Raw genomic sequence first — 17778 nt, 5'->3', positions numbered from 1 at the left:
CAGATGCAGCTTGGTCGAGAAGCCGCCCTGGCTGCGCCCGAGCGCTTCGCCCACGCCTTCGACGGTCGCCTCACCCCCCGATGGCGCCGGACCGGCGCGCCCCGGCGGCGTGCTGGTGGGCGCGCACCACCGTGGCGTCCACGAAGTGTAGGTCCCAGTCGAGGTCGCCGCGCGCGTCCGCCTGCGCCTGCAGCCGCCGCAGCACCCGGTCGAACACGCCGGCCTTGCGCCACCGGTAGAACCGGCTCGACACCGTTCCCACAGCACCGTAGCGCGCCGGTAGATCCTCCCAGGGTGCGCCCGTGCGCAGGATCCAGAGCATGCCGTTGAGGACTTGCCGGTAATCCTCCGCAGGCCGGCCCGTGCGCGGCTTCTGCGGAGGCAGCAGCGGGGCGATCTGCTCCCACTGCGCGTCGGTCAGTTCAAAGCGTCGCATCAAGCCCACATGGGCCTGACCACCCAGCCTGTGAACCCCTTTGCAGAGACGCCCTAGAACCGAGCGCGCCCATCGTCCTCTTTGCAGGGCTCGTTGCGGTGGGCCCTTTCTCGTGCGCCCTCGGCCTCGACAGCGCGACAGATTTTCCGACGCGGGATGGATTATCGCGCCTCGGCGCACGTCAACATTCTGACATGCCAAACTTGGAAGAATTCTCAGGTTCGCCGGCTCCGACAACTCTGTGCCCCATCGCGGGCGTGACGAGCCGTGCACGGCCCTCGACTCGCCACCGGGCGGCGACCGCCCGCCGAAGATCTGCCATCGCGGCCGGCACGGGCTCCGAGATGATGTGAGGCAGCGCACAATATAATCTGCACGCGGGCTCAGATTTTTTCGCTTGCATCGCGCGTTTTTTCTGCCAGAAACGCGAAGCTTATCTTCTGGATTGGGGTTAATACATGCGTATGCTTGCAATCGGCGCAGTTATCGCCGTTGTCATGCCTCTCGCCGCGCAGGCCCAGGACGCCGGCGACGCCGCGGCCGGCGAGAAGGCGTTCGCCCCCTGCAAGGCGTGCCACAACTTCCAGAAGAACGGCGTGGGTCCCGACCTGAAGGGCGTCGTCGGCCGCAAGGCGGGCACCTACGAGGGCTACAACTACTCCGCCGCCCTGAAGAACTCCGGCATCACCTGGGACGAGGCCAACCTGCACGAGTGGCTGAAGAACCCGAAGACGAAGGTGCCCGGCAACAAGATGATCTTCCAGGGCATCGCGGATGACAAGAAGCTCAACGACCTCATCGCGTACCTGAAGACCCAGTCTTAAGTCGGACGGGTTCCGGACCAAGGATCCGCGCGGTCTCTCGCCGCGTATCCGCTGCGATGGACCCCGCCCGGCCTGGCCGAGCGGGGAATTCCTCGTTGCTTCGAGAGCAATCTGCAAAAAATAGCCTTGGTTTCTCTTCGCGAGAACTTCCCATCGCGCAGGAAGATGCTACTCTAGGCGCAGTCGCTCGGCGTAACGCACCGGGCGTCCTCAACCTTCAGCCCCGCCGGCACCCGCCGCGCGGGGCTTTTTCGTGGCTCAGCGGCCGCTGCCGGAGGAGAGGCTCGACCCGACACTGCCGGAGAGCTGGCTCGGCGTGCCCAGCTGGGTGCCGTTCGGGTTGGTGTCCAGGCTGAGATCGGGGGACACGAGGCCGCCCGGCGCCGGGTTCGTCGACTGGGCCGGCTCGAAGGCCTGCCGGCCGCCGGCCAGCGGGATGATGACCCGCTCCTGCCGGATCGTGGTCTCGCAGAGACCCTGGCAGATCGGGACCGTGAGGTCGGTCTCCTGGCAGATCGCCTTCATCTCGCCCCGGATGCACGTGCAGCGGCACAGCGCCGAGGCGGGAGCGGGCAGCGCCAGCAGGGCGGCGGCGAGCATGAACAGGCGCATGATGATCGACCTCATTGCCCGCGACTGGGCGATCGGGGCTCGGCGGACCTCATAGCACGGCGCGCCCCGGAGCCCGAACGCGCCGGCGCTCCGGGAGGCCAACCCGCGGGCCGGAAAGGCCCGTCGCTCAGCCGGCCGTGACGCGGCGGTAGCTCGCCGCGAACGCCTCGGCGGCCTCGCGCGTCAGATCGGTCACCACCAGTCCGGCGGTGTAGACGGTCCACCGCCCGTTCTGGTCTTCCGTGATGCAGATTTCGGCCATCGGGCGCCTCCACTCCACGCCACAACAAAGCCGAGCGAACCTGACGAGTTCCTGAACCGCGCCGGACGATCAGGCCTCCGGCGCGACGTCCTCCCGGAGGATGCGGACGGGCCGGAAGGCGCGCGCCGACACCGCGGCCTCGACCCAGGCGCGGGCCGCCGCGGCCGCGGGGTGATCGGCGAAGGCGGCCGGGCGCGGCGGCCATTCCGACCCGGACTGGACGACGTAGCCGCGCGTGCCCGCGGCGCAGGGGCCGACGTAGCCGAAGACCTTGCCGGTTCCGTCGACGAGGTCGGTGCAGTGGACCGGCCCCTCGGTCCAGCGGAGATCGGGCATCCTCACCCCCCATGGTCTCGCCCCGTGCTCACCCCGCTCAAGGTCCGGCGCAGCGCTCCGCGCGGGCCGAGGCGAGTCGACGCCGGCGCGGACCGCCCCTATACGCGCACGGCGGCCGGATCGTCATCGGCGCCCTCCGAGCCCGCAGAGGGATCCGGCGTGGCTGACGGGGCGGCAGACGGCTCAGGGGAAGACCCGGCAGACCGCCCGCCGGACAGCGTGGCGATCGTCGGCCTGGGCTATGTCGGGCTCCCGCTCGCCCTGGCGTTCGGCCGGGGACGGATCACGATCGGCTACGAGCGCGCCGCCGACAAGGTGGCGGCTTACCGGGCCGGGCACGACCCGGCCGGGGAGATCGACGCGGAGGCGTTCCGGGCCGCCGCGCAGCTCACGATCACCGACGACCCGACCGCGCTGGGCGCGGCGGACGTGATCGTCGTCACGGTCCCGACCCCGGTGGACGCGGCCCAGTGCCCCGATTTCGACCTGCTGATCCGGGCCTCGGACCTCGTCGGCCGGCACATGCGGCCGGGCGCGACCGTGGTGTTCGAGTCGACCGTCTATCCCGGCGCCACCGAGGAGATCTGTATCCCCGTCTTGGAGCGGGCCTCGGGGCTGCGCTGGAAGACGGACTTCTTCGTCGGCTACTCGCCCGAACGGATCAACCCCGGCGACCGGGAGCACAGCCTCGCCCGGGTGGTGAAGATCGTCGCCGGTGACACCCCCGAGACCCTGGAGCGGCTCAAGGCCCTCTACGGGTCGATCATCGAGGCCGGGCTCCACGCCGCCTCGTCCATCCGGGTGGCCGAGGCCGCCAAGGTCATCGAGAACACCCAGCGCGACCTGAACATCGCGCTCATGAACGAGCTGTCGCTGATCTTCGACAAGCTCGACCTCGATACGCAGGAGGTCCTCGCGGCGGCGGGGACCAAGTGGAACTTCCTGCCGTTCCGCCCCGGGCTGGTCGGCGGCCACTGCATCGGCGTCGACCCCTATTACCTGACCCACAAGGCCGCGATGATCGGCTACCACCCGCAAGTGATCCTGGCCGGGCGGCGGATCAACGACAGCATGGCGGCCCACGTCGCCCGCAGCACGGTGAAGCGGATCGTCCGGCGCGGTGGGACCGGGCGGGCGCGGGTCATCGTCCTGGGCCTGACCTTCAAGGAGAACTGCGCGGACCTGCGCAACTCGAAGGTCGCCGACCTCGTGCGGGAGCTGGAGGAATTCGGCTGCGCCGTGTCGGTCCACGATCCCCGCGCCGGCGCGGCGGAGGCCCGGGCCGAGTACGGGATCGCCCTCGTCGACTGGACCGACCTGCCCGCCGACGCGGACGCGGCCGTGATCGCGGTCCCGCACCGCAACTACGCCCGGCTCGGTCCAGAGGCGATCGCCGCCCGGGTGAAGCCCGGCGGCCTGATCGTGGACGTGAAGGCGCTCTTCGAGAAGGCGCCGTTCGCGCGGCTGGGCTACGAGGTCTGGCGGCTGTGACGGCGGTTTGGACGGCGGCCGCGCCGAAGCCGGGACAGCGGCGCGACGCGCGGCCAGAAGCGCGGCGAGAAGCGCGACACGACCAGCGATCATCCGGACGACGAGGGAAGACGCCATGGACGAGACGGGCCACGAGAACCGGCCACCCGCGACCAGCGACGCGGCAGCGCTCGCGGAGCGGCACGCCCGCTACCCCGACGCGCAGATCCGCACGATCCTGAACGGCACGCGCACGATCGCGCTGGTGGGCGCCTCGGCGAATCCGGCGCGTCCGAGCTGGATCGTCCTGAAGTACCTCCTCGACCGGGGCTACGCGGTCACGCCGGTCAATCCCGGCCTCGCCGGCCAGGACCTGCTCGGGCGCCGCGTTGCCGCCTCCCTCGCCGAGGCCCAGGCCGCGCTCGGCGACCAGCCGATCGACATGGTCGAGATCTTCCGCAACTCCGCCGCCGCCGGGCCGCTGGTCGACGAGGCGCTGGCGCTGACGCCGCCGCCGAAGATGATCTGGATGCAGCTCGGCGTGCGCGACGACGCGGCCGCCGCCCGGGCCGAGGCGCGCGGCCTGACGGTGATCATGAACCGCTGCCCCAAGATCGAGTACGGCCGGCTCTCCGGCGAGATCGGTTGGACCGGCGTGAATTCCCGGATCCTCAGCGCCCGGAAACCGGTGCTGGCGGCCAAGGGCGTCCAGAAGCTGACCATCGCGGAGCGTGGCCGGCGCTCCGATGGCTAGCGGTATTCTGATACCTCAACCATCAAACCACTGATCTGAATAGATTTTTCGGGATCGCGCACTTCTCTGTTGACCCGGCATCCGGGGCGGTCTATGCACCCGGCACCGCCGCCGCGTGTGCTCCACGCGGCGGCTCGTTTTTCGGAACCCCGATGTCCGCGGATCCCGACGCGTCGGGGTCCGGTCCGTCGGAACCCCTGGGATTTGGCTATGAAGACCACCTCGCTGAAGCCCGCCGAGGTCGACAAGAAGTGGATCGTGATCGACGCGGAGGGCCTCGTCGTCGGCCGCCTCGCGTCGATCGTGGCGATGCGCCTGCGCGGCAAGCACAAGGCCGCCTACACGCCCCACGTCGATTGCGGCGACAACGTCATCGTCATCAACGCCGAGAAGGTGAAGTTCACCGGGCGTAAGTACAATCAGAAGAGCTATTTCTACCACACCGGCTATCCGGGCGGCATCAAGGAGCGGACTGCCAAGTTCATCCTCGAGGGCCGGTTCCCCGAGCGCGTGGTGGAGAAGGCCGTGGAGCGCATGCTGCCGCGCGGCCCGCTCTTCCGCCAGATCCTCGGCAATCTCCGCGTCTACAAGGGCACCGAGCACCCGCATGAGGCCCAGCAGCCGCAGGCGCTCGACGTCGGCGCCCTCAACCGCAAGAACGTGAGCGCTTGATCATGGCGACCCTGCAGTCCCTCGCCGACCTCAACCGGTCGAACACCGGCGCGGTCGACCCCGCCAACGAGGCCCCCGTCCACGTCCAGAAGCTGGACGCGCAGGGCCGCGCCTACGCCACCGGCAAGCGCAAGGACGCGGTCGCCCGCGTCTGGATCAAGCCCGGCAACGGCACGGTCACGATCAACAAGCGCCCGGTGGAGACCTACTTCGCCCGCCCGGTGCTGCGCATGATCCTGCGCCAGCCGCTCGAGATCGCCGGCCGCGTCGACCAGTACGACATCACCGTCACGGTGGCGGGCGGCGGCCTCTCCGGCCAGGCCGGCGCGGTGCGCCACGGCCTGTCGAAGGCCCTGACCTACTACGAGCCGGAGCTGCGCGCCCCGCTGAAGCGTGAGGGTTTCCTCACCCGCGACGCCCGCGTGGTCGAGCGCAAGAAGTACGGCCGCAAGAAGGCCCGCCGCAGCTTCCAGTTCTCGAAGCGCTGATATCCGGTCACACCGGTGTCACGGAGAGGGCGGTTCCTGCGGGAGCCGCCCTTTCGCGTTTTCAGGCCGCTGCACGGTCGTTGACAGCCTGTCGCACCGCGCGCACCTGATTCCCGGCCGCGGTGCCCGACTCGGGCGGCGAGGCATTTTTCTAGAGAGCGAGACGAGCGATGTCTGGCGCAAGCGCGACGAAGCCCACCGTGTTCATCGACGGCGAGGCCGGCACGACCGGTCTCGGCATCCGCGAGCGCCTGGAGCGCGACGGGCGGGTCGCCCTGCGCAGTATCGCGCCGGAGCACCGCAAGGATCTGGCGGCGAAGCGCGCGCTGCTCGCCGAGGTCGACCTCGTCGTGCTCTGCCTGCCGGACGAGGCCGCCAAGGAGACCGTGGCGCTGGCCGACAGCCTGCCCGGCGGCGGCCCCCGCGTCCTCGACGCCAGCACCGCCCATCGGGTCGCGGAGGGCTGGACCTACGGCTTCCCGGAGCTAACCCGGGAGCAGGGCGCGGCGGTGGCCCGCGCCCGGCGGGTCGCCAATCCGGGCTGCTACCCGACCGGTGGCGTCGCGCTCCTGCGCCCGCTGGTGGAGAGCGGCCTGATCCCGGCCGACCACCCGATCAGCGTCAACGCGGTCAGCGGCTACAGCGGCGGCGGCAAGAGCATGATCGAGGCCTTCGAGCAGGGCACGGCGCCGCCATTCCAGCTCTACGGCCTCGGCTTCGCACACAAGCACCTGCCGGAGCTGCAGCGCTACAGCGGGCTCACCCGGCGGCCGATCTTCGTGCCGTCGGTGGGCAACTTCCGGCAGGGCATGCTGGTGAGCGTGCCGCTGCACCTCGAGACGCTGCCGGGCCGGCCCACGGCCTCCGATCTCGAGGCGGCCCTGCGCGACTGGTACGCCGGGCAGAGGCTGGTGGAGGTGGTGCCGGGCGCCGGAACCGGTGCGCACCGCGAGAAGATCGAGCCGGAGGATCTCAACGACACCGACCGGCTGGAGCTGCGCGTGTTCGGCTCGTCCGAGCACGGGCAGGCGGTGCTGTTGGCGCGCCTCGACAATCTCGGCAAGGGCGCCTCCGGGGCGGCCGTGCAGAATCTCGGGCTGATGCTCGGACTCGACGGCTAGCCGACGGGCACGCCCCGTCGCCCTGCGACGGGGTCACGGGATACGCGTCCGCCTCGACAGAGTGGGCTCGGCCGGCGAAGAGAGGGGCTCGGGGCGCGGGCCCCGGACCGCTCCCTGCGCAGCGCGAGACGCGATGAACGGCGACCTGATCGATGCGGCGTTCGGCCGGCCCTGGCTCGGCGCGGCACCCGTGGCCGGCGAGACCGACCGCCCGGCGGGCCCCCCGAGCTTCCAGGTCGATCTCGGCTTCCGCTGCCCGGTCCGCCGCGTCGAGGTCGCGGCCGCCAGCGCGGCACCGCGGCGCCTCGCCGTCTCCGACGACGGGCAGGTCTGGCGCGAGCCCGACCTCGACGCGGCCCGGGGCGGGGCCGAGGCCCTGGTGCTGGTGCCCGGGGAGGGCGCCTGGGCGCGCCACGTCCGCGTCATCCCGGACGGGCCCTTCGGAAGCGAGCCGCCTGCGGTGCGGGTGCTGTGCGACCGGGCGGATTTCGACCTCATCGCCCTGCGGCGCGTGCTCGACGTGCCCTTCGACATGGCCGACGAGCGGCCCGACGCGAATCCCTATGTCTCTTACCGCCTCGTCAGCGCCGAGCGGCCGCGCTCCCGCGCCCTGGTCGGGCTCGCGCTCTACGAGTGCGGCGCCTTCGGCAACTGCCTGATCCAGCTGCTGCTCGCGATCGGCATCGCCCGCAACCTGAACCTGAAATACATCAAACTCCCGGCCGCCGACCGGAGCGAGGTGATCGGCCTGACAGGCCCGCTGACCTGCGGCGGCCTCACCTTCATCCCCGGCTCGGAGCCGCTGCCGGAGGCGGGCGCCTTCCTGTTGGGGATGTACTTCGACCTCGGGATCCAGCAGCTCGCCGGCACCCTCGGCCCCGACGAGACGCGGGACATCGTGCGGACCTGCATCCGACCGCTGTTCAACCGGCTGCCGGCGAAGATCCCCGCTAAGCCCGACGACGAGTTGCTGATCCACATCCGCTCGGGGGACATCTTCAGCACCTGGGTGGCGCCGACCTACCCGCAGCCGCCGCTCGCCTTCTACCAGATGGTGATCCGGCGGCTCCTGGCAGAGGGCCGCATCGCCCGGATCAAGATGGTGTTCGAGAACCGGCTCAACCCGGTGATCCCGGTGCTGGAAGCGTGGATCGCCGAGATCGGCGTGCCGCTGACGACCCAGAGCGGCTCCCTGATCGACGACGTCGCGGCGCTGATGAACGGGCGCTACCTCGTCTTCGGGCTCGGCACGTTCGGGCCGGGGGTGTGCCAGCTCTCCGAGCACGTCGAGCAGATCTTCTACTTCGCCTCCGGCTGGCCGCAGCATTTCAAGAGCATCCCGACCATCGGGCGGGTCGTGGAGGTGCTGGACGTCGCCGGCGGCTACACGAAGGTCGGAGAGTGGGACAACTCGCCCGAGCGCCGCGCGCTGATGCTCGCCTATCCGGCCGAGAACCTCGCCTTCGACGACGCGTGAGCCCGGCCCTGCCGCGGCCGCCTTGCCGAAACCGGCAAAACCGGTGACAAGCCCTCGAGCCACCGCCGGAGGACAGACTTGGCCAGCGCTGACCCATCCCCCGAGGCCCTGCAGGTCAACGCCTTCGACATGCACCGGGCCGAGGTGCTGATGCGGCTGCGGCGCCGGTTCCGGCCGCGCCACACCACCCTGGTCAGCTTCGCCGCCAAGTACCACTACGTTGAGAGCCAGCGCCGGCTAGTGGCCTCGACCGCCGCCACGGGCGATTTCGACACGATCGAGAGCTGGTCCCCCGACCGGCTGCGCGAGACGCCGTTCTACCGGGAGCACCGCGAGATCCTCGACCGGTCCCGGGGGGCCGGCAATTGGGCCTGGAAGCCCTACGTCATCGCCGAGACACTGGAGAAGCGCCGCGACGGCGATTTCATCGTCTTCAGCGACACCGGCATGCAGGCGGTCGGCGACGACCCGCTGCCGCCGGTGGCGCCGCTGCTCACCTGGCTCGACGGCTCGGAGCGCCGGGTCGCGGTCGGCGTGCTGCACGGGAAGCCCCAGCGGGCCTGGACCAAGCGCGACTGCTTCGTGCTAATGGACTGCGACTCGGCGCGCTACTGGGACGCCGACCAGATCCAGGCCTCTTGGATCGCCTTCATGGTGAGCCCCGCCACTCGCCGGCTCGTGGCCGAGTGGCTGCGCTACGCGGGCGATCCGCGGGTCGTCACCGACATCCCGAACCAGATGGGGCTGCCGGATCTCGAGGGCTTCATCGACCACCGCTTCGACCAGAGCATCCTGTCGAACCTGATCTACAAGCTCGAGCTGGAGATCCCGCCGCTGCGCCAGCCGTCCAAGCAGATCCGGACGCTGATCGACGAGCTGGAGATGGACACGCTGGTGGCGATACGCCCCTCCGACAACATCGCGCTGGGCAAGACTTGGACGGCGAGCTCCGCCTCGCCCTGGTCGGGCACCAGCGGCACCTACGGCGAGCGCACCACCGGCGACCCGTCCTTCTTCTTCCACACCGGGCTCGACCGCGATCCCTGGTTCGTCCTCGATCTCGGCGCGGTCGAGCGGGTCTCGGAGATCCGGATCTACAACCGGTGGGGGCAGCTCAGCGAGCGAGCGCAGCTGATGCGGGTCTGGCTGGGCGAGACCGAGGGCGATTACCGCCTCGTCTTCGACGCCGTGGACGCCCACTGCCATCCGGGCCTGCCCCTCCACCTGCGGTTCGACAACGCGCGGTTCCGCTACCTCAAGATCGATCTCGACGAGGAGCAGCACCTGCACCTCGACGGGATCGAGATCTTCGCGGCGCGCTGACGCCGTCCCGGATCGCGACGGCATGAGCACGCCGATGCAGGACAAGCCGCTGTTCCCGTTCGGGCCGATCCTGTTCTTCGGCGATTCGGTCACGGCGGAGCTGGTCGCCGAGACACCGGTGCTCTTCTCCGGACCCCAGACGGTCGCGCGCGGAATTGCCCGGCAGTCGATCCGGGACATGGGCCGCCGGCTCCGCTCCGAGATCGCCCTCTACGGTGCCCGCGGCCTCCACCTCATCGGCGGCCGCGACGACATCCTCAGCGGCAGGGGCGTACCGTCGCTGGACAGCATCGTGGCCGACTTCGCCGCCATGCTGCAGGACGCGCGCGACCTCCACGTGCGGACCTGGGTCGGCTCGATACCGCCGGTTGATCCGGCCTCGCCGGCCGCGGCCGGCTTGCCAATCCCGCTCATCGAGCAAGTCAACGCGTGGCTGCGCGATCACGTGCAGGCGTACGGGGCGCAGTTCATCGATTACGACGCCGTCCTGGCCACCGAAGCGGGTGCGCTCAGGCCCGGTCTCAGCGACGACGGCGTCCGGCTCAACGCCGTCGGCTACGCGGCGCTCAGGATCACGATGATGGCGGCTCTGACCGCCCCGGGCGTCGAGCAGATCTGGGCCCCGCCGGAGAGCGAGGATGCGGCGCGCCGGCGCAAGTTCCTGCACCATTTCGGCTATCTCGACTCGAACACGCGCTATCCGAGCCCGTTCATCCAGTTCGCCGGCAAGCCGGGGGCGAGCCATTACGGCGTCCCGTTCGACGCCGACGGCTTCCTGAACGCCGCCCCGATCGTCGAGCGCAAGCCGGAGGGCGAGACCCGAATCCTAGTCGTCGGCGACTCCACCACGATCGACGGCGGCGACATCGCCAATACCCTGCCGGGCCGCATCGAGCGGATCCTGCGGGCCGACGGCTTGGAGAGCGCGAAGGTCTACAATTTCGGGGTGATGTCGAGCTGCCTCACGCAGATGACGCACCTGATCTGGTCGCGCTTGGTGACATACAGCCCCGACGCGATCGTCGTGCTGAGCGGCAGCACCGACCTGTTCCAGCCCTGGACCTACGATCCCCGGCCGGGCCACCCCTACAACGCCTTCATCACCCAGCGGATCTACGACCACTTCTTCGACACACACGATCCACGAGCCCGCGAGGACGGCCTGTCCTACGAGGCGCTGATCACGCTGGTCTACGAAGAGCTGAAGAGGCTGCGGGCCGAGGTGGGCTGGCAGAGTCCTGGCTGGGAGGACGCGATCATCCACCATTACGAGCTAGCGGCGCACCGGCTGACCAAGCTGTCCCACGACCACGGGGTACCGATCGTTAGCGTCCTGCAGCCGACGATCCTGCGCAAGCGCCACCTCACCGGTGTGGAAAGCGGCGCCGCTTCGGGGACGTTCCTGGCCTATCTCGACCGTCAGTATACCAAGCTGGAGGCCTTCACCGCTGAGCTCGCCGCGCGGCGTCCATACCGGCGCACCTTCGCGGCACTCGACCTCAGCGGAATCTTTTGTGACCGAGAGGAGGAAACCTTCTACGACATTGTACACTACGACGATCGCGCTCGCGAGATCGTCGCCTCGCGGCTGGCCGCTGAGATCCGCGGCGCCCTCAACCGGGCCCGCGCGCGCAAGCTGTTCGACGGAATTAAGCTGCTTTTGCCTGGAAAATCGCATTGAGTTCGCAATGACTTTGAATCAGAGTGGCGGTTTGAGCTTTTCCTTACTTCCATGGTAGGAACGTCATCCCATAATGAAGCTGGCTCGGTGTAGATTCAGCTTGAAACGGCCATATATCGCCCGCTTCAAATACTTGAGGCGTGTGACCTGGACTTGCCTCGAGAAAGTGGAGAGCTCTTTTCCTGAAGGAGGAGGGTTCCGATGGCAGACCGGAAGCAGACCTTTACCCCTGAGTTTCGTGCTGAGGCGGTGCGATTGGCGCAGACGAGTGGGCGGTCCCGCCGCGAGGTCGCCGCCGATCTCGGCGTCGGGCTCTCGACGCTGCGCAACTGGATTGACGGTCGACGTGAGCGGGAGATGGACAACCCACCGACCGACCGGCAGGAGGACATGGCCGCCGAGCTCAAGCGTCTGCGCCACGAGAACGAGGTGCTGCGCCAGGAGCGGGAGATCCTGAAGCGGGCCACGGCTTTTTTCGCCAAGGAGGGAAGTCGATGAGGTTCCGCCTCATCGACGCGGCGAAGAAGGACTTCCCGGTCGCGCGCCTGTGCAAGGTCCTCGACGTCAGTCCGAGCGGCTATTTCGCCTGGAAAAACCGCCCGGCCTCGACGCGGCAGCGCGAGGATCTCGTGCTGCTTGCCCACGTCCGATCCGCCTTCACGCTCTCGCACGAGACGTATGGCAGCCCGCGCATGACCCACGAGCTGCGCGAGCAGGGCCTGGCGGCAGGCCGGCGGCGCGTGGCCCGGCTGATGCGGGAGAACGGGCTCAAAGCCCGCCAGCCGCGCCGCTTCCGGCGCACGACGGACAGCGGCCACGCCTTTCCAGTCGCGCCCAACCACCTCGACCAGGACTTCACGGCGGCCGGGCCGGATCGCCAGTGGGGAAGCGACATCTCCTACATCTGGACGCGGGAGGGCTGGTTGTACCTGGCGGTGGTCCTCGATCTGTACTCCCGACGGGTCGTGGGCTGGGCGGCGGGCGACCGGCTTCACAAGGAACTCGCGCTGACCGCGCTGCGACGTGCCCTTGTCGTCCGACGGCCCGGACCAGGTTTATTGCACCATTCCGACCGCGGCAGTCAGTATTGTTCGAATGAGTATCAGGCAGAACTACGAGGGCATGGCATCGTAATCTCGATGTCTGGCAAGGGAAATTGTTATGATAACGCGATGGTCGAGACGTTCTTCAAGACACTGAAGAGCGAGTTGGTCTGGCGCACCGCGTTCCAGACGCGAGCCGAGGCCACCATCGCGCTGGCCCGTTACATCGATGGCTTCTACAATCCCTGCCGCCGTCACTCGGCGCTGGGCTTCAAAAGCCCCACCCAGTTCGAGAAGGGTATCGCCCACCAAACCGCTCTCCACTGAACTGAAGCAAGTCCAACCTACGGGGTCGAGCCGATCTGCAGGGTGCTGCCGATCGCCCCGTCGACGTACCACGCCCATGCCGCGCGGCGAGCTGATCCCAGCAGTCTGCCGGCCCGGGCCAAGCGCGACGCGGCGCTGATGGCCGAGATCCGGCGCGTGCACGCGGCCAATTTCGGCGTCTACGGGGTCCGGAAGGTCTGGCGTCAGCTCGCCCGGGAGGGAATCGTGGTGGCGCGCTGCACGGTGGCCCGGCTGATGCGGGCGATGGGCCTGGCCGGTGTCCTCCGCGGGCGCAGGGCCTGCACCACCGTTCCCGATCCGGCGGCGGTCTGCCCCCTCGACCGGGTCAACCGACAGTTCAGGGCCGAGGGCCCGAACCGGCTATGGGTGGCGGATTTCACCTACGTCGCGACCTGGAGCGGCTTCGTCTACGCGGCCTTCGTGATCGACGTCTTCGCTCGCCGAATTGTGGGCTGGCGCGTGTCGCGCTCGGCCCGGGCAGACTTCGTGCTCGATGCCCTGGAGCAGGCGCTGCACGAGCGCCGCCCCTCTGCTGGCGGCGGCCTCGTCTGCCATTCCGACCGTGGATCGCAATACGTGAGCATTCGCTACACCGAGCGCCTCACCGAGGCCGGCATCGAACCGTCCGTCGGCAGCGTCGGCGACTCGTACGATAATGCTCTCGCCGAGACGATCATCGGCCTGTTCAAGGCCGAGGTGATCCATCGGCGCGGGCCGTGGCGCTCGTTCGAGGCCGTCGAGTATGCCACCCTCGAATGGGTAGATTGGTTCAATCACCGTCGGCTGCTCGAACCGATCGGCAACATGCCTCCCGCCGAAGCGGAAGCCCGCTATTATGCGCAGGCTGAGGTCCAAGCCTTGGCCGCCTGACCCAAACCAAACGGCCTCCGGGAAACTCGGCGCGGTTCAGGGCGGCGTCTTGGCCTTCGGTCGACAAGCCTCAAGCAGCGGCTTCAAAACGGCCCATTGTGCATCGCTCAGCATCGTCCCTCCTCGGATAGGACGGACAAAACGCATGCTCCGCCAAATGGTTCAGGCGACGACAGACCCTAAACTGTCAAACCTCTTTTAACTCAAACCACTAGCTTCGAGACCGACTAAGGCTAGCGATTGCTGGGACATTCGATTGGAAAGTGGCGGGAATGGGCAGTTCAAATCACGACGGCCTGAGTCTGGGCAGCACTGACCCCACTTGACTAGCTCACGGCTAAACGCTTGTTTCCCTTTAAAATCGCATGTTGGAATGGCGGCCATCGTGCGGTTGGTCGTTCGACACCGCCAAACGCACATCCATCCTCTATACGGTCATAGCAATGCGGCCTGATGATTCCACTGCAAAGTTACTATACAGCTTGGGCCTCAACGAAGTTGCGGCGGTCGCTTTTCGTAATCGCCTCATCAACGGAAACTTCTCCGTTAATCAGCGCTGTGCCACGGACGCGCCTTTTGCCTACAAACCATCAGATTTCATTCGCGATCGTTGGCGGGCAGGAATCGGCGGATGCACAGCTGCATGCGTCAAGAATTCCAATGGCGATACGACTATTCACATCGGATCCGGTTCAATTGTACAAATTATTGAGGGGGAAAGATATTTACCAGAGGGCGGCTCCTATTGTCTCTCGTGGCATGGCAACGCGGTTGGGCGAGCCATGCCTCTTGGAGGGAAAAGCGCTGTATTTGAAAGCTGCCCGGTAGTGTTAGATAGGATGCCGCCAGGTAGAGATGTTGTGGTCGAGTTCAGTATTCCGGCCGGCTCATCTCCGGTTTCAGTCTCCCTCGCGCAAATCGAGCCCGGCACAAAATCTACAGTGTTTGAGCGACGTGACGATGAAATTGATCGTTGTCACCGTTATTTTCGTCGATTAAATGATCCAGCTCTTCGAGGCGTTCTACACACTTCGAAACTTGCCGCCCGTTGCGGCATGATACTAGCGCCTCCAATGCGTACCAAACCTGCTTTGAATCTGATTGGCGAGCTATATGTTTTTGACGGAAGCAAAGTTTCTGTTGTTGCTTCAATCGCCTCAAATTACAGTACTACAGAAATTATTGAGGTTGATCTCAGTTTAAGTGCCGAACTTACTGCTGGACGCCCTGCGGTTATGTATGTCGCAGATCAAGGAGGATCCATCGACGTAAGTGCGGAGCTTTAAGGCAGACTGAATTCGCTCCTGCAGTAGGCGCATTTATATCGCGTGCGCGCTAACGCAGTGAAGGCGATAGTCGGAGAGCGGCGGACTGATCCTCCGTTGGCATCGCGGACACAGAGAGATCATTTCGCGATCTTCTCGGCTTGCTCGGGCGTGAGATACCTGAGTGCCAAGTGGATGCGTTACCGATTGTAGTAGCTCTCGATGTAAGCGAACAGATCGCGCCGCGCTTCATCCCGGGTCGCCCATCGTCGCTTGTCAGCAGGCGCCGAAGTCTGGTTCTTCCACACTTCGTGTGGCGAAGTGTGCCGGCCAGCGTGACGTGTCCCATCTCCGGAGATCGGCTCTCCGGAGGACGCCATGCCCCGCCGTATCCTGCCTTTCATGCCCGATGGCCTGACCGTCGTCGGCATCGAGCCGGCGACCGACCCGCTCGTCGTGCGCGTCGTACCCGAAGCGATGCTCGACGGCCGCCACCATCAGATCGCGGACGTCCTCGCCCGTGATGCCCGCCGTGGTCGCCACGTAGCTCATCGCTTCCCGATCGCAGCAATCGAGCGCGAAGGCGACCCGCACACGCTCACCGTTCTCTGCCGCGATCTCCAGCCCGTCCGAGCAGAGGGCATCCCACCCGGTCGGAGACCGGGCGGGGACCCGCCCAGCGCGTGTTGCGCGTGGCCACCGCCACCTTGCCCTCGTGACGGCGCGTCTCGGCTCCGCCCACATGTCGCTGCAGCAGGAGACCGTGCACCTTCATGACCCGGTAGACCCGCTTGGCGTTCGGCGCAAGCCGACCATCCCGCTCGGCCTGCCGGCGCAGAAGGGCATGGACGCGCCGATAGCCGTAGGTCGGCAGATCGGCGATGAGCGCCTGGATCGCGCCGAGCAACGCGGCGTCGGGTGCAGGCGGACGGCCGCGTCGGCCCCTGGGCTTCCAGGCGGGGGAGGCCTGCCTGGACGAGGCGAGGTGCGGGCGCGACACGCTCAAAGCTGCGGCCACAGCGCTCACCGGCCGTTCCCCGGCCACGAGGTCACGCGCGAGGGCAACTTTTTGGGGGCGGCGACCCGCTCCATCGCCTCGCGCAGGATCTCGGTCTCAAGCGTCTTCTTGCCCAGGAGCCGCTGCAGCTCACGGATCTGCTGCTGGGCAGCCCGCAGCTCGGAGGCTGGCACCACCTCCCCACCGGCACCGGCGGCCGTGAACGCGCCGCGCTTCATCAGCCGACGCCACGTGAACAGCTGGTTGGCGTTCAGCCCGTGGCGGCGGGCGACGAGCGAGACGAACTGACCGGGCAGATAGGTCTCCTCGACGAGGCGCACCTTCTCCTGCGTGGTCCAATGCCGACGCCGCTGGACGGAGGTGATCACCTCGATGCGTTCGGCGCAGGGCGGGTCGTTAGAACTCAACATACGGTCGGTCATAGGCACACACTTCCATAAGCGTGAGCCCCTGTCCGGTCATTTTGGGGGCTACTTCACCGTCCGGGTCCGACGTGCTGTCCCACCTGTCGATCGTTCCCGGGCCGCAAGCACGGTCACTGCGAGCGCACCCTCGCCGATTTGCCCTGGCAGGGCCGGTCCGTCCGCCTGCGCCTCCGGCTGCGACGCTTCCGCTGTGCGAACCCAGCCTGCCCGCGGCGGACCTCCAGCGAGAGCGTCGGTGACGTCGCCGTCGGTCATGCCCGCCGATCCGAGCGGCTGCGCGTGCTCCAGCGTCATCTCGGTCTCGCCCTCGGTGGTGCACCCGCCGCCGGTATGGCGCATCGTCTCTCGATGCCGGTGAGTGGCGATACCCTCATGCGCCTCGTGCATGCGGCGCCTCTGCCGACACAGCCCGAGCCGCGCGTCGTCGGCATCGACAAGTGGGCCTAGCGGCGCGGGCGCAGCTACGGCAGCATGGTCGTCGACCTCGAACATCACACCGTCCTCGATCTCCTGCCCGACCGTGACGCCGGGAGCGTCGCCGCGTGGCTGCGCGCTCATCCGGGTATCGATGTCATCGCTCGCGACCGCGCCGAGGTCTTCGCCGAGGGCGCCCGCGCGGGCGCGCCGCAGGCCCAGCATGTCCTCGATCGTTTCCATCTGCTGCGTATCCTCAGCGTCGCCTTGCGCGCGAGCGTCGCCCATCATCATGGCGTGATCCGCGCCGTCGGTTGTGCGCGCATCGATCAGGAGGTTGAGGCAGCGCAGGGTGCGATGGAAGCCGCGCGGCCGCCGACGGCGATCGAGGTTCGGAAGCGGGCGACGCACGCGCTGCGTCGGGCTTGGTTACTCCGAGCTCAAGCGGCTGCCCAAGGGCGGCGCCTCGGTCGCCGGCATGGCTCGGGCTCTGGATCTCGATCGCAAGACGGTGCGGGTCTGGCTGCGCCAGGACGCGCCGCCCTCCTGGCGGCGATACCGCATTGTGCCGACGAGCCTCGACCCCTACCGCAATCATCTTGAGGCGCGCTGGCAGGCCGGCTGCCGCAACGCCGCCGAGCTCGCCCGCGGGCTGATCCGCGCGGGGGCTGACATCCGTCCGCGGGTGGTGCGAGATTGGGCGATGAAGCGGCGTCGCGCGAGCATGGACGTGACGGACGCCACGCCCGGCTCGACGAGCGCGCTGCAATGGCGTCCCCTTCGATCAACCGGACGGCGTGGCTTCTGCAGGCGTAATTACCCAGGCCTGTGATGGCAGGGTTCAGGCACCGATGGTTTTAAGGACGGTGCTGAAGGGGCTGCTGCCTGCGATTCGGGCGGTGTCGACGACGGTGCGGATGGCGGCCTCGCCCTCAGCCG

The 17778-nt window shown here is 67.8% G+C and carries 18 protein-coding genes and 4 pseudogenes; 15 read left to right on the top strand and 7 right to left on the bottom strand.

Annotation, left to right across the window (positions count from 1 at the left end; genetic code table 11):
• Positions 1-436, bottom strand: a pseudogene (locus ACLBX8_RS30625) (IS5 family transposase); the annotation flags it as partial.
• 458 nt (positions 437-894) lie between these two features.
• Here ACLBX8_RS30625 and ACLBX8_RS30620 point away from each other — a divergent pair.
• Positions 895-1260, top strand: a complete 366-nt coding sequence (locus tag ACLBX8_RS30620; protein WP_447716310.1) for a c-type cytochrome — start codon at positions 895-897, stop codon at positions 1258-1260.
• A 258-nt stretch (positions 1261-1518) separates the two neighbouring features.
• Here ACLBX8_RS30620 and ACLBX8_RS30615 read toward each other — a convergent pair whose 3' ends face one another.
• The 3 genes from ACLBX8_RS30615 to ACLBX8_RS30605 form a co-directional block, all read right to left on the bottom strand.
• Positions 1519-1872, bottom strand: coding sequence for a hypothetical protein (locus ACLBX8_RS30615; protein ID WP_447716309.1), 354 nt, complete (start codon positions 1870-1872; stop codon positions 1519-1521).
• Between the two features lie 127 nt (positions 1873-1999).
• Positions 2000-2134, bottom strand: coding sequence for a hypothetical protein (locus tag ACLBX8_RS30610; protein ID WP_020096204.1), 135 nt, complete (start codon positions 2132-2134; stop codon positions 2000-2002).
• Positions 2135-2203: 69 nt separating this feature from the next.
• Positions 2204-2470: a hypothetical protein gene (locus ACLBX8_RS30605; RefSeq protein WP_447716308.1), complete on the bottom strand. Its 267-nt coding sequence runs from the start codon at positions 2468-2470 to the stop codon at positions 2204-2206.
• 219 nt (positions 2471-2689) lie between these two features.
• On the opposite strand from ACLBX8_RS30605, the gene ACLBX8_RS30600 reads away from it, so the two are divergent.
• The 11 genes and pseudogenes from ACLBX8_RS30600 to ACLBX8_RS30550 all read left to right on the top strand — a co-directional run bounded on the left by ACLBX8_RS30600 (position 2690) and on the right by ACLBX8_RS30550 (position 15003).
• Positions 2690-3961, top strand: a complete 1272-nt coding sequence (locus tag ACLBX8_RS30600) for a nucleotide sugar dehydrogenase (RefSeq protein ID WP_447716307.1) — start codon at positions 2690-2692, stop codon at positions 3959-3961.
• A 115-nt stretch (positions 3962-4076) separates the two neighbouring features.
• Entirely contained in the window at positions 4077-4694 is a 618-nt protein-coding gene (locus ACLBX8_RS30595) for a CoA-binding protein (protein WP_447716306.1), read from the top strand.
• A gap of 210 nt (positions 4695-4904) precedes the next feature.
• The gene (gene rplM / locus ACLBX8_RS30590) at positions 4905-5366 is read left to right on the top strand and encodes a 50S ribosomal protein L13 (RefSeq protein ID WP_012318175.1); all 462 of its coding nucleotides are present in this window, start codon (positions 4905-4907) and stop codon (positions 5364-5366) included.
• Positions 5367-5368: 2 nt separating this feature from the next.
• Positions 5369-5854 carry a 30S ribosomal protein S9 gene (rpsI, locus tag ACLBX8_RS30585; RefSeq protein ID WP_012318176.1) on the top strand — a complete coding sequence of 162 codons (486 nt, stop codon included), beginning with the start codon at positions 5369-5371 and terminating at the stop codon, positions 5852-5854.
• Positions 5855-6024: 170 nt separating this feature from the next.
• Positions 6025-6975 (top strand): N-acetyl-gamma-glutamyl-phosphate reductase, encoded by a 951-nt coding sequence (gene argC, locus ACLBX8_RS30580; RefSeq protein WP_447716305.1) that lies wholly within the window; start codon positions 6025-6027, stop codon positions 6973-6975.
• A 133-nt stretch (positions 6976-7108) separates the two neighbouring features.
• Entirely contained in the window at positions 7109-8452 is a 1344-nt protein-coding gene (locus ACLBX8_RS30575) for a coagulation factor 5 8 type domain-containing protein (RefSeq protein ID WP_447716304.1), read from the top strand.
• Positions 8453-8530: 78 nt separating this feature from the next.
• Positions 8531-9775: a hypothetical protein gene (locus ACLBX8_RS30570; protein WP_447716303.1), complete on the top strand. Its 1245-nt coding sequence runs from the start codon at positions 8531-8533 to the stop codon at positions 9773-9775.
• 22 nt (positions 9776-9797) lie between these two features.
• The gene (locus tag ACLBX8_RS30565) at positions 9798-11456 is read left to right on the top strand and encodes a GDSL-type esterase/lipase family protein (protein WP_447716302.1); all 1659 of its coding nucleotides are present in this window, start codon (positions 9798-9800) and stop codon (positions 11454-11456) included.
• Positions 11457-11657: 201 nt separating this feature from the next.
• A protein-coding gene (locus ACLBX8_RS30560; RefSeq protein WP_447716301.1) for an IS3 family transposase occupies positions 11658-12826 on the top strand; the annotation gives its coding sequence in 2 pieces (ribosomal slippage) (positions 11658-11925 and positions 11925-12826; 1170 coding nt in all).
• 18 nt (positions 12827-12844) lie between these two features.
• Positions 12845-13717: pseudogene (locus tag ACLBX8_RS30555) on the top strand (IS3 family transposase); the annotation flags it as partial.
• Between the two features lie 482 nt (positions 13718-14199).
• A complete protein-coding gene (locus ACLBX8_RS30550; RefSeq protein ID WP_447716300.1) occupies positions 14200-15003 on the top strand; it encodes a hypothetical protein in 804 nt (267 codons plus the stop codon).
• A 255-nt stretch (positions 15004-15258) separates the two neighbouring features.
• Here the strand turns inward: ACLBX8_RS30550 and ACLBX8_RS30545 are convergent, their stop codons facing one another.
• The 3 genes from ACLBX8_RS30545 to ACLBX8_RS30535 all read right to left on the bottom strand — a co-directional run bounded on the left by ACLBX8_RS30545 (position 15259) and on the right by ACLBX8_RS30535 (position 16410).
• Positions 15259-15576 (bottom strand): hypothetical protein, encoded by a 318-nt coding sequence (locus ACLBX8_RS30545; RefSeq protein WP_447716312.1) that lies wholly within the window; start codon positions 15574-15576, stop codon positions 15259-15261.
• A gap of 4 nt (positions 15577-15580) precedes the next feature.
• Positions 15581-15889 (bottom strand): IS3 family transposase, encoded by a 309-nt coding sequence (locus tag ACLBX8_RS30540; RefSeq protein ID WP_447716299.1) that lies wholly within the window; start codon positions 15887-15889, stop codon positions 15581-15583.
• A 116-nt stretch (positions 15890-16005) separates the two neighbouring features.
• The gene (locus tag ACLBX8_RS30535) at positions 16006-16410 is read right to left on the bottom strand and encodes a transposase (protein WP_447716298.1); all 405 of its coding nucleotides are present in this window, start codon (positions 16408-16410) and stop codon (positions 16006-16008) included.
• A gap of 138 nt (positions 16411-16548) precedes the next feature.
• Here ACLBX8_RS30535 and ACLBX8_RS30530 point away from each other — a divergent pair.
• From ACLBX8_RS30530 to ACLBX8_RS30520, 3 genes and pseudogenes are all read left to right on the top strand, one after another.
• A pseudogene (locus ACLBX8_RS30530) lies at positions 16549-16872 on the top strand (ISL3-like element ISAzs13 family transposase); the annotation flags it as partial.
• A gap of 24 nt (positions 16873-16896) precedes the next feature.
• Positions 16897-17067, top strand: a pseudogene (locus ACLBX8_RS30525) (ISL3-like element ISAzs13 family transposase); the annotation flags it as partial.
• A gap of 250 nt (positions 17068-17317) precedes the next feature.
• The gene (locus ACLBX8_RS30520) at positions 17318-17671 is read left to right on the top strand and encodes a hypothetical protein (protein ID WP_447716311.1); all 354 of its coding nucleotides are present in this window, start codon (positions 17318-17320) and stop codon (positions 17669-17671) included.
• Positions 17672-17778: the final 107 nt, after the last annotated feature.

Source organism: Methylobacterium sp. D48H (assembly GCF_053345715.1).
This window is presented reverse-complemented; position numbering and strand designations above follow the sequence as displayed.

Excerpts from the sequence above, each read along its gene's own strand:
- ACLBX8_RS30620 (WP_447716310.1), top strand. The coding sequence starts at position 895 with ATGCGTATGCTTGCAATCGGCGCAGTTATCGCCGTTGTCATGCCTCTC.
- rpsI (WP_012318176.1), top strand. The coding sequence starts at position 5,369 with ATGGCGACCCTGCAGTCCCTCGCCGACCTCAACCGGTCGAACACCGGC.
- argC (WP_447716305.1), top strand. The coding sequence starts at position 6,025 with ATGTCTGGCGCAAGCGCGACGAAGCCCACCGTGTTCATCGACGGCGAG.
- ACLBX8_RS30565 (WP_447716302.1), top strand. The coding sequence starts at position 9,798 with ATGAGCACGCCGATGCAGGACAAGCCGCTGTTCCCGTTCGGGCCGATC.
- ACLBX8_RS30520 (WP_447716311.1), top strand. The coding sequence starts at position 17,318 with ATGGCTCGGGCTCTGGATCTCGATCGCAAGACGGTGCGGGTCTGGCTG.
- ACLBX8_RS30610 (WP_020096204.1), bottom strand. The coding sequence starts at position 2,134 with ATGGCCGAAATCTGCATCACGGAAGACCAGAACGGGCGGTGGACCGTC.
- ACLBX8_RS30535 (WP_447716298.1), bottom strand. The coding sequence starts at position 16,410 with ATGTTGAGTTCTAACGACCCGCCCTGCGCCGAACGCATCGAGGTGATC.
- rplM (WP_012318175.1), top strand. The coding sequence starts at position 4,905 with ATGAAGACCACCTCGCTGAAGCCCGCCGAGGTCGACAAGAAGTGGATC.
- ACLBX8_RS30575 (WP_447716304.1), top strand. The coding sequence starts at position 7,109 with ATGAACGGCGACCTGATCGATGCGGCGTTCGGCCGGCCCTGGCTCGGC.
- ACLBX8_RS30615 (WP_447716309.1), bottom strand. The coding sequence starts at position 1,872 with ATGCGCCTGTTCATGCTCGCCGCCGCCCTGCTGGCGCTGCCCGCTCCC.
- ACLBX8_RS30595 (WP_447716306.1), top strand. The coding sequence starts at position 4,077 with ATGGACGAGACGGGCCACGAGAACCGGCCACCCGCGACCAGCGACGCG.
- ACLBX8_RS30605 (WP_447716308.1), bottom strand. The coding sequence starts at position 2,470 with ATGCCCGATCTCCGCTGGACCGAGGGGCCGGTCCACTGCACCGACCTC.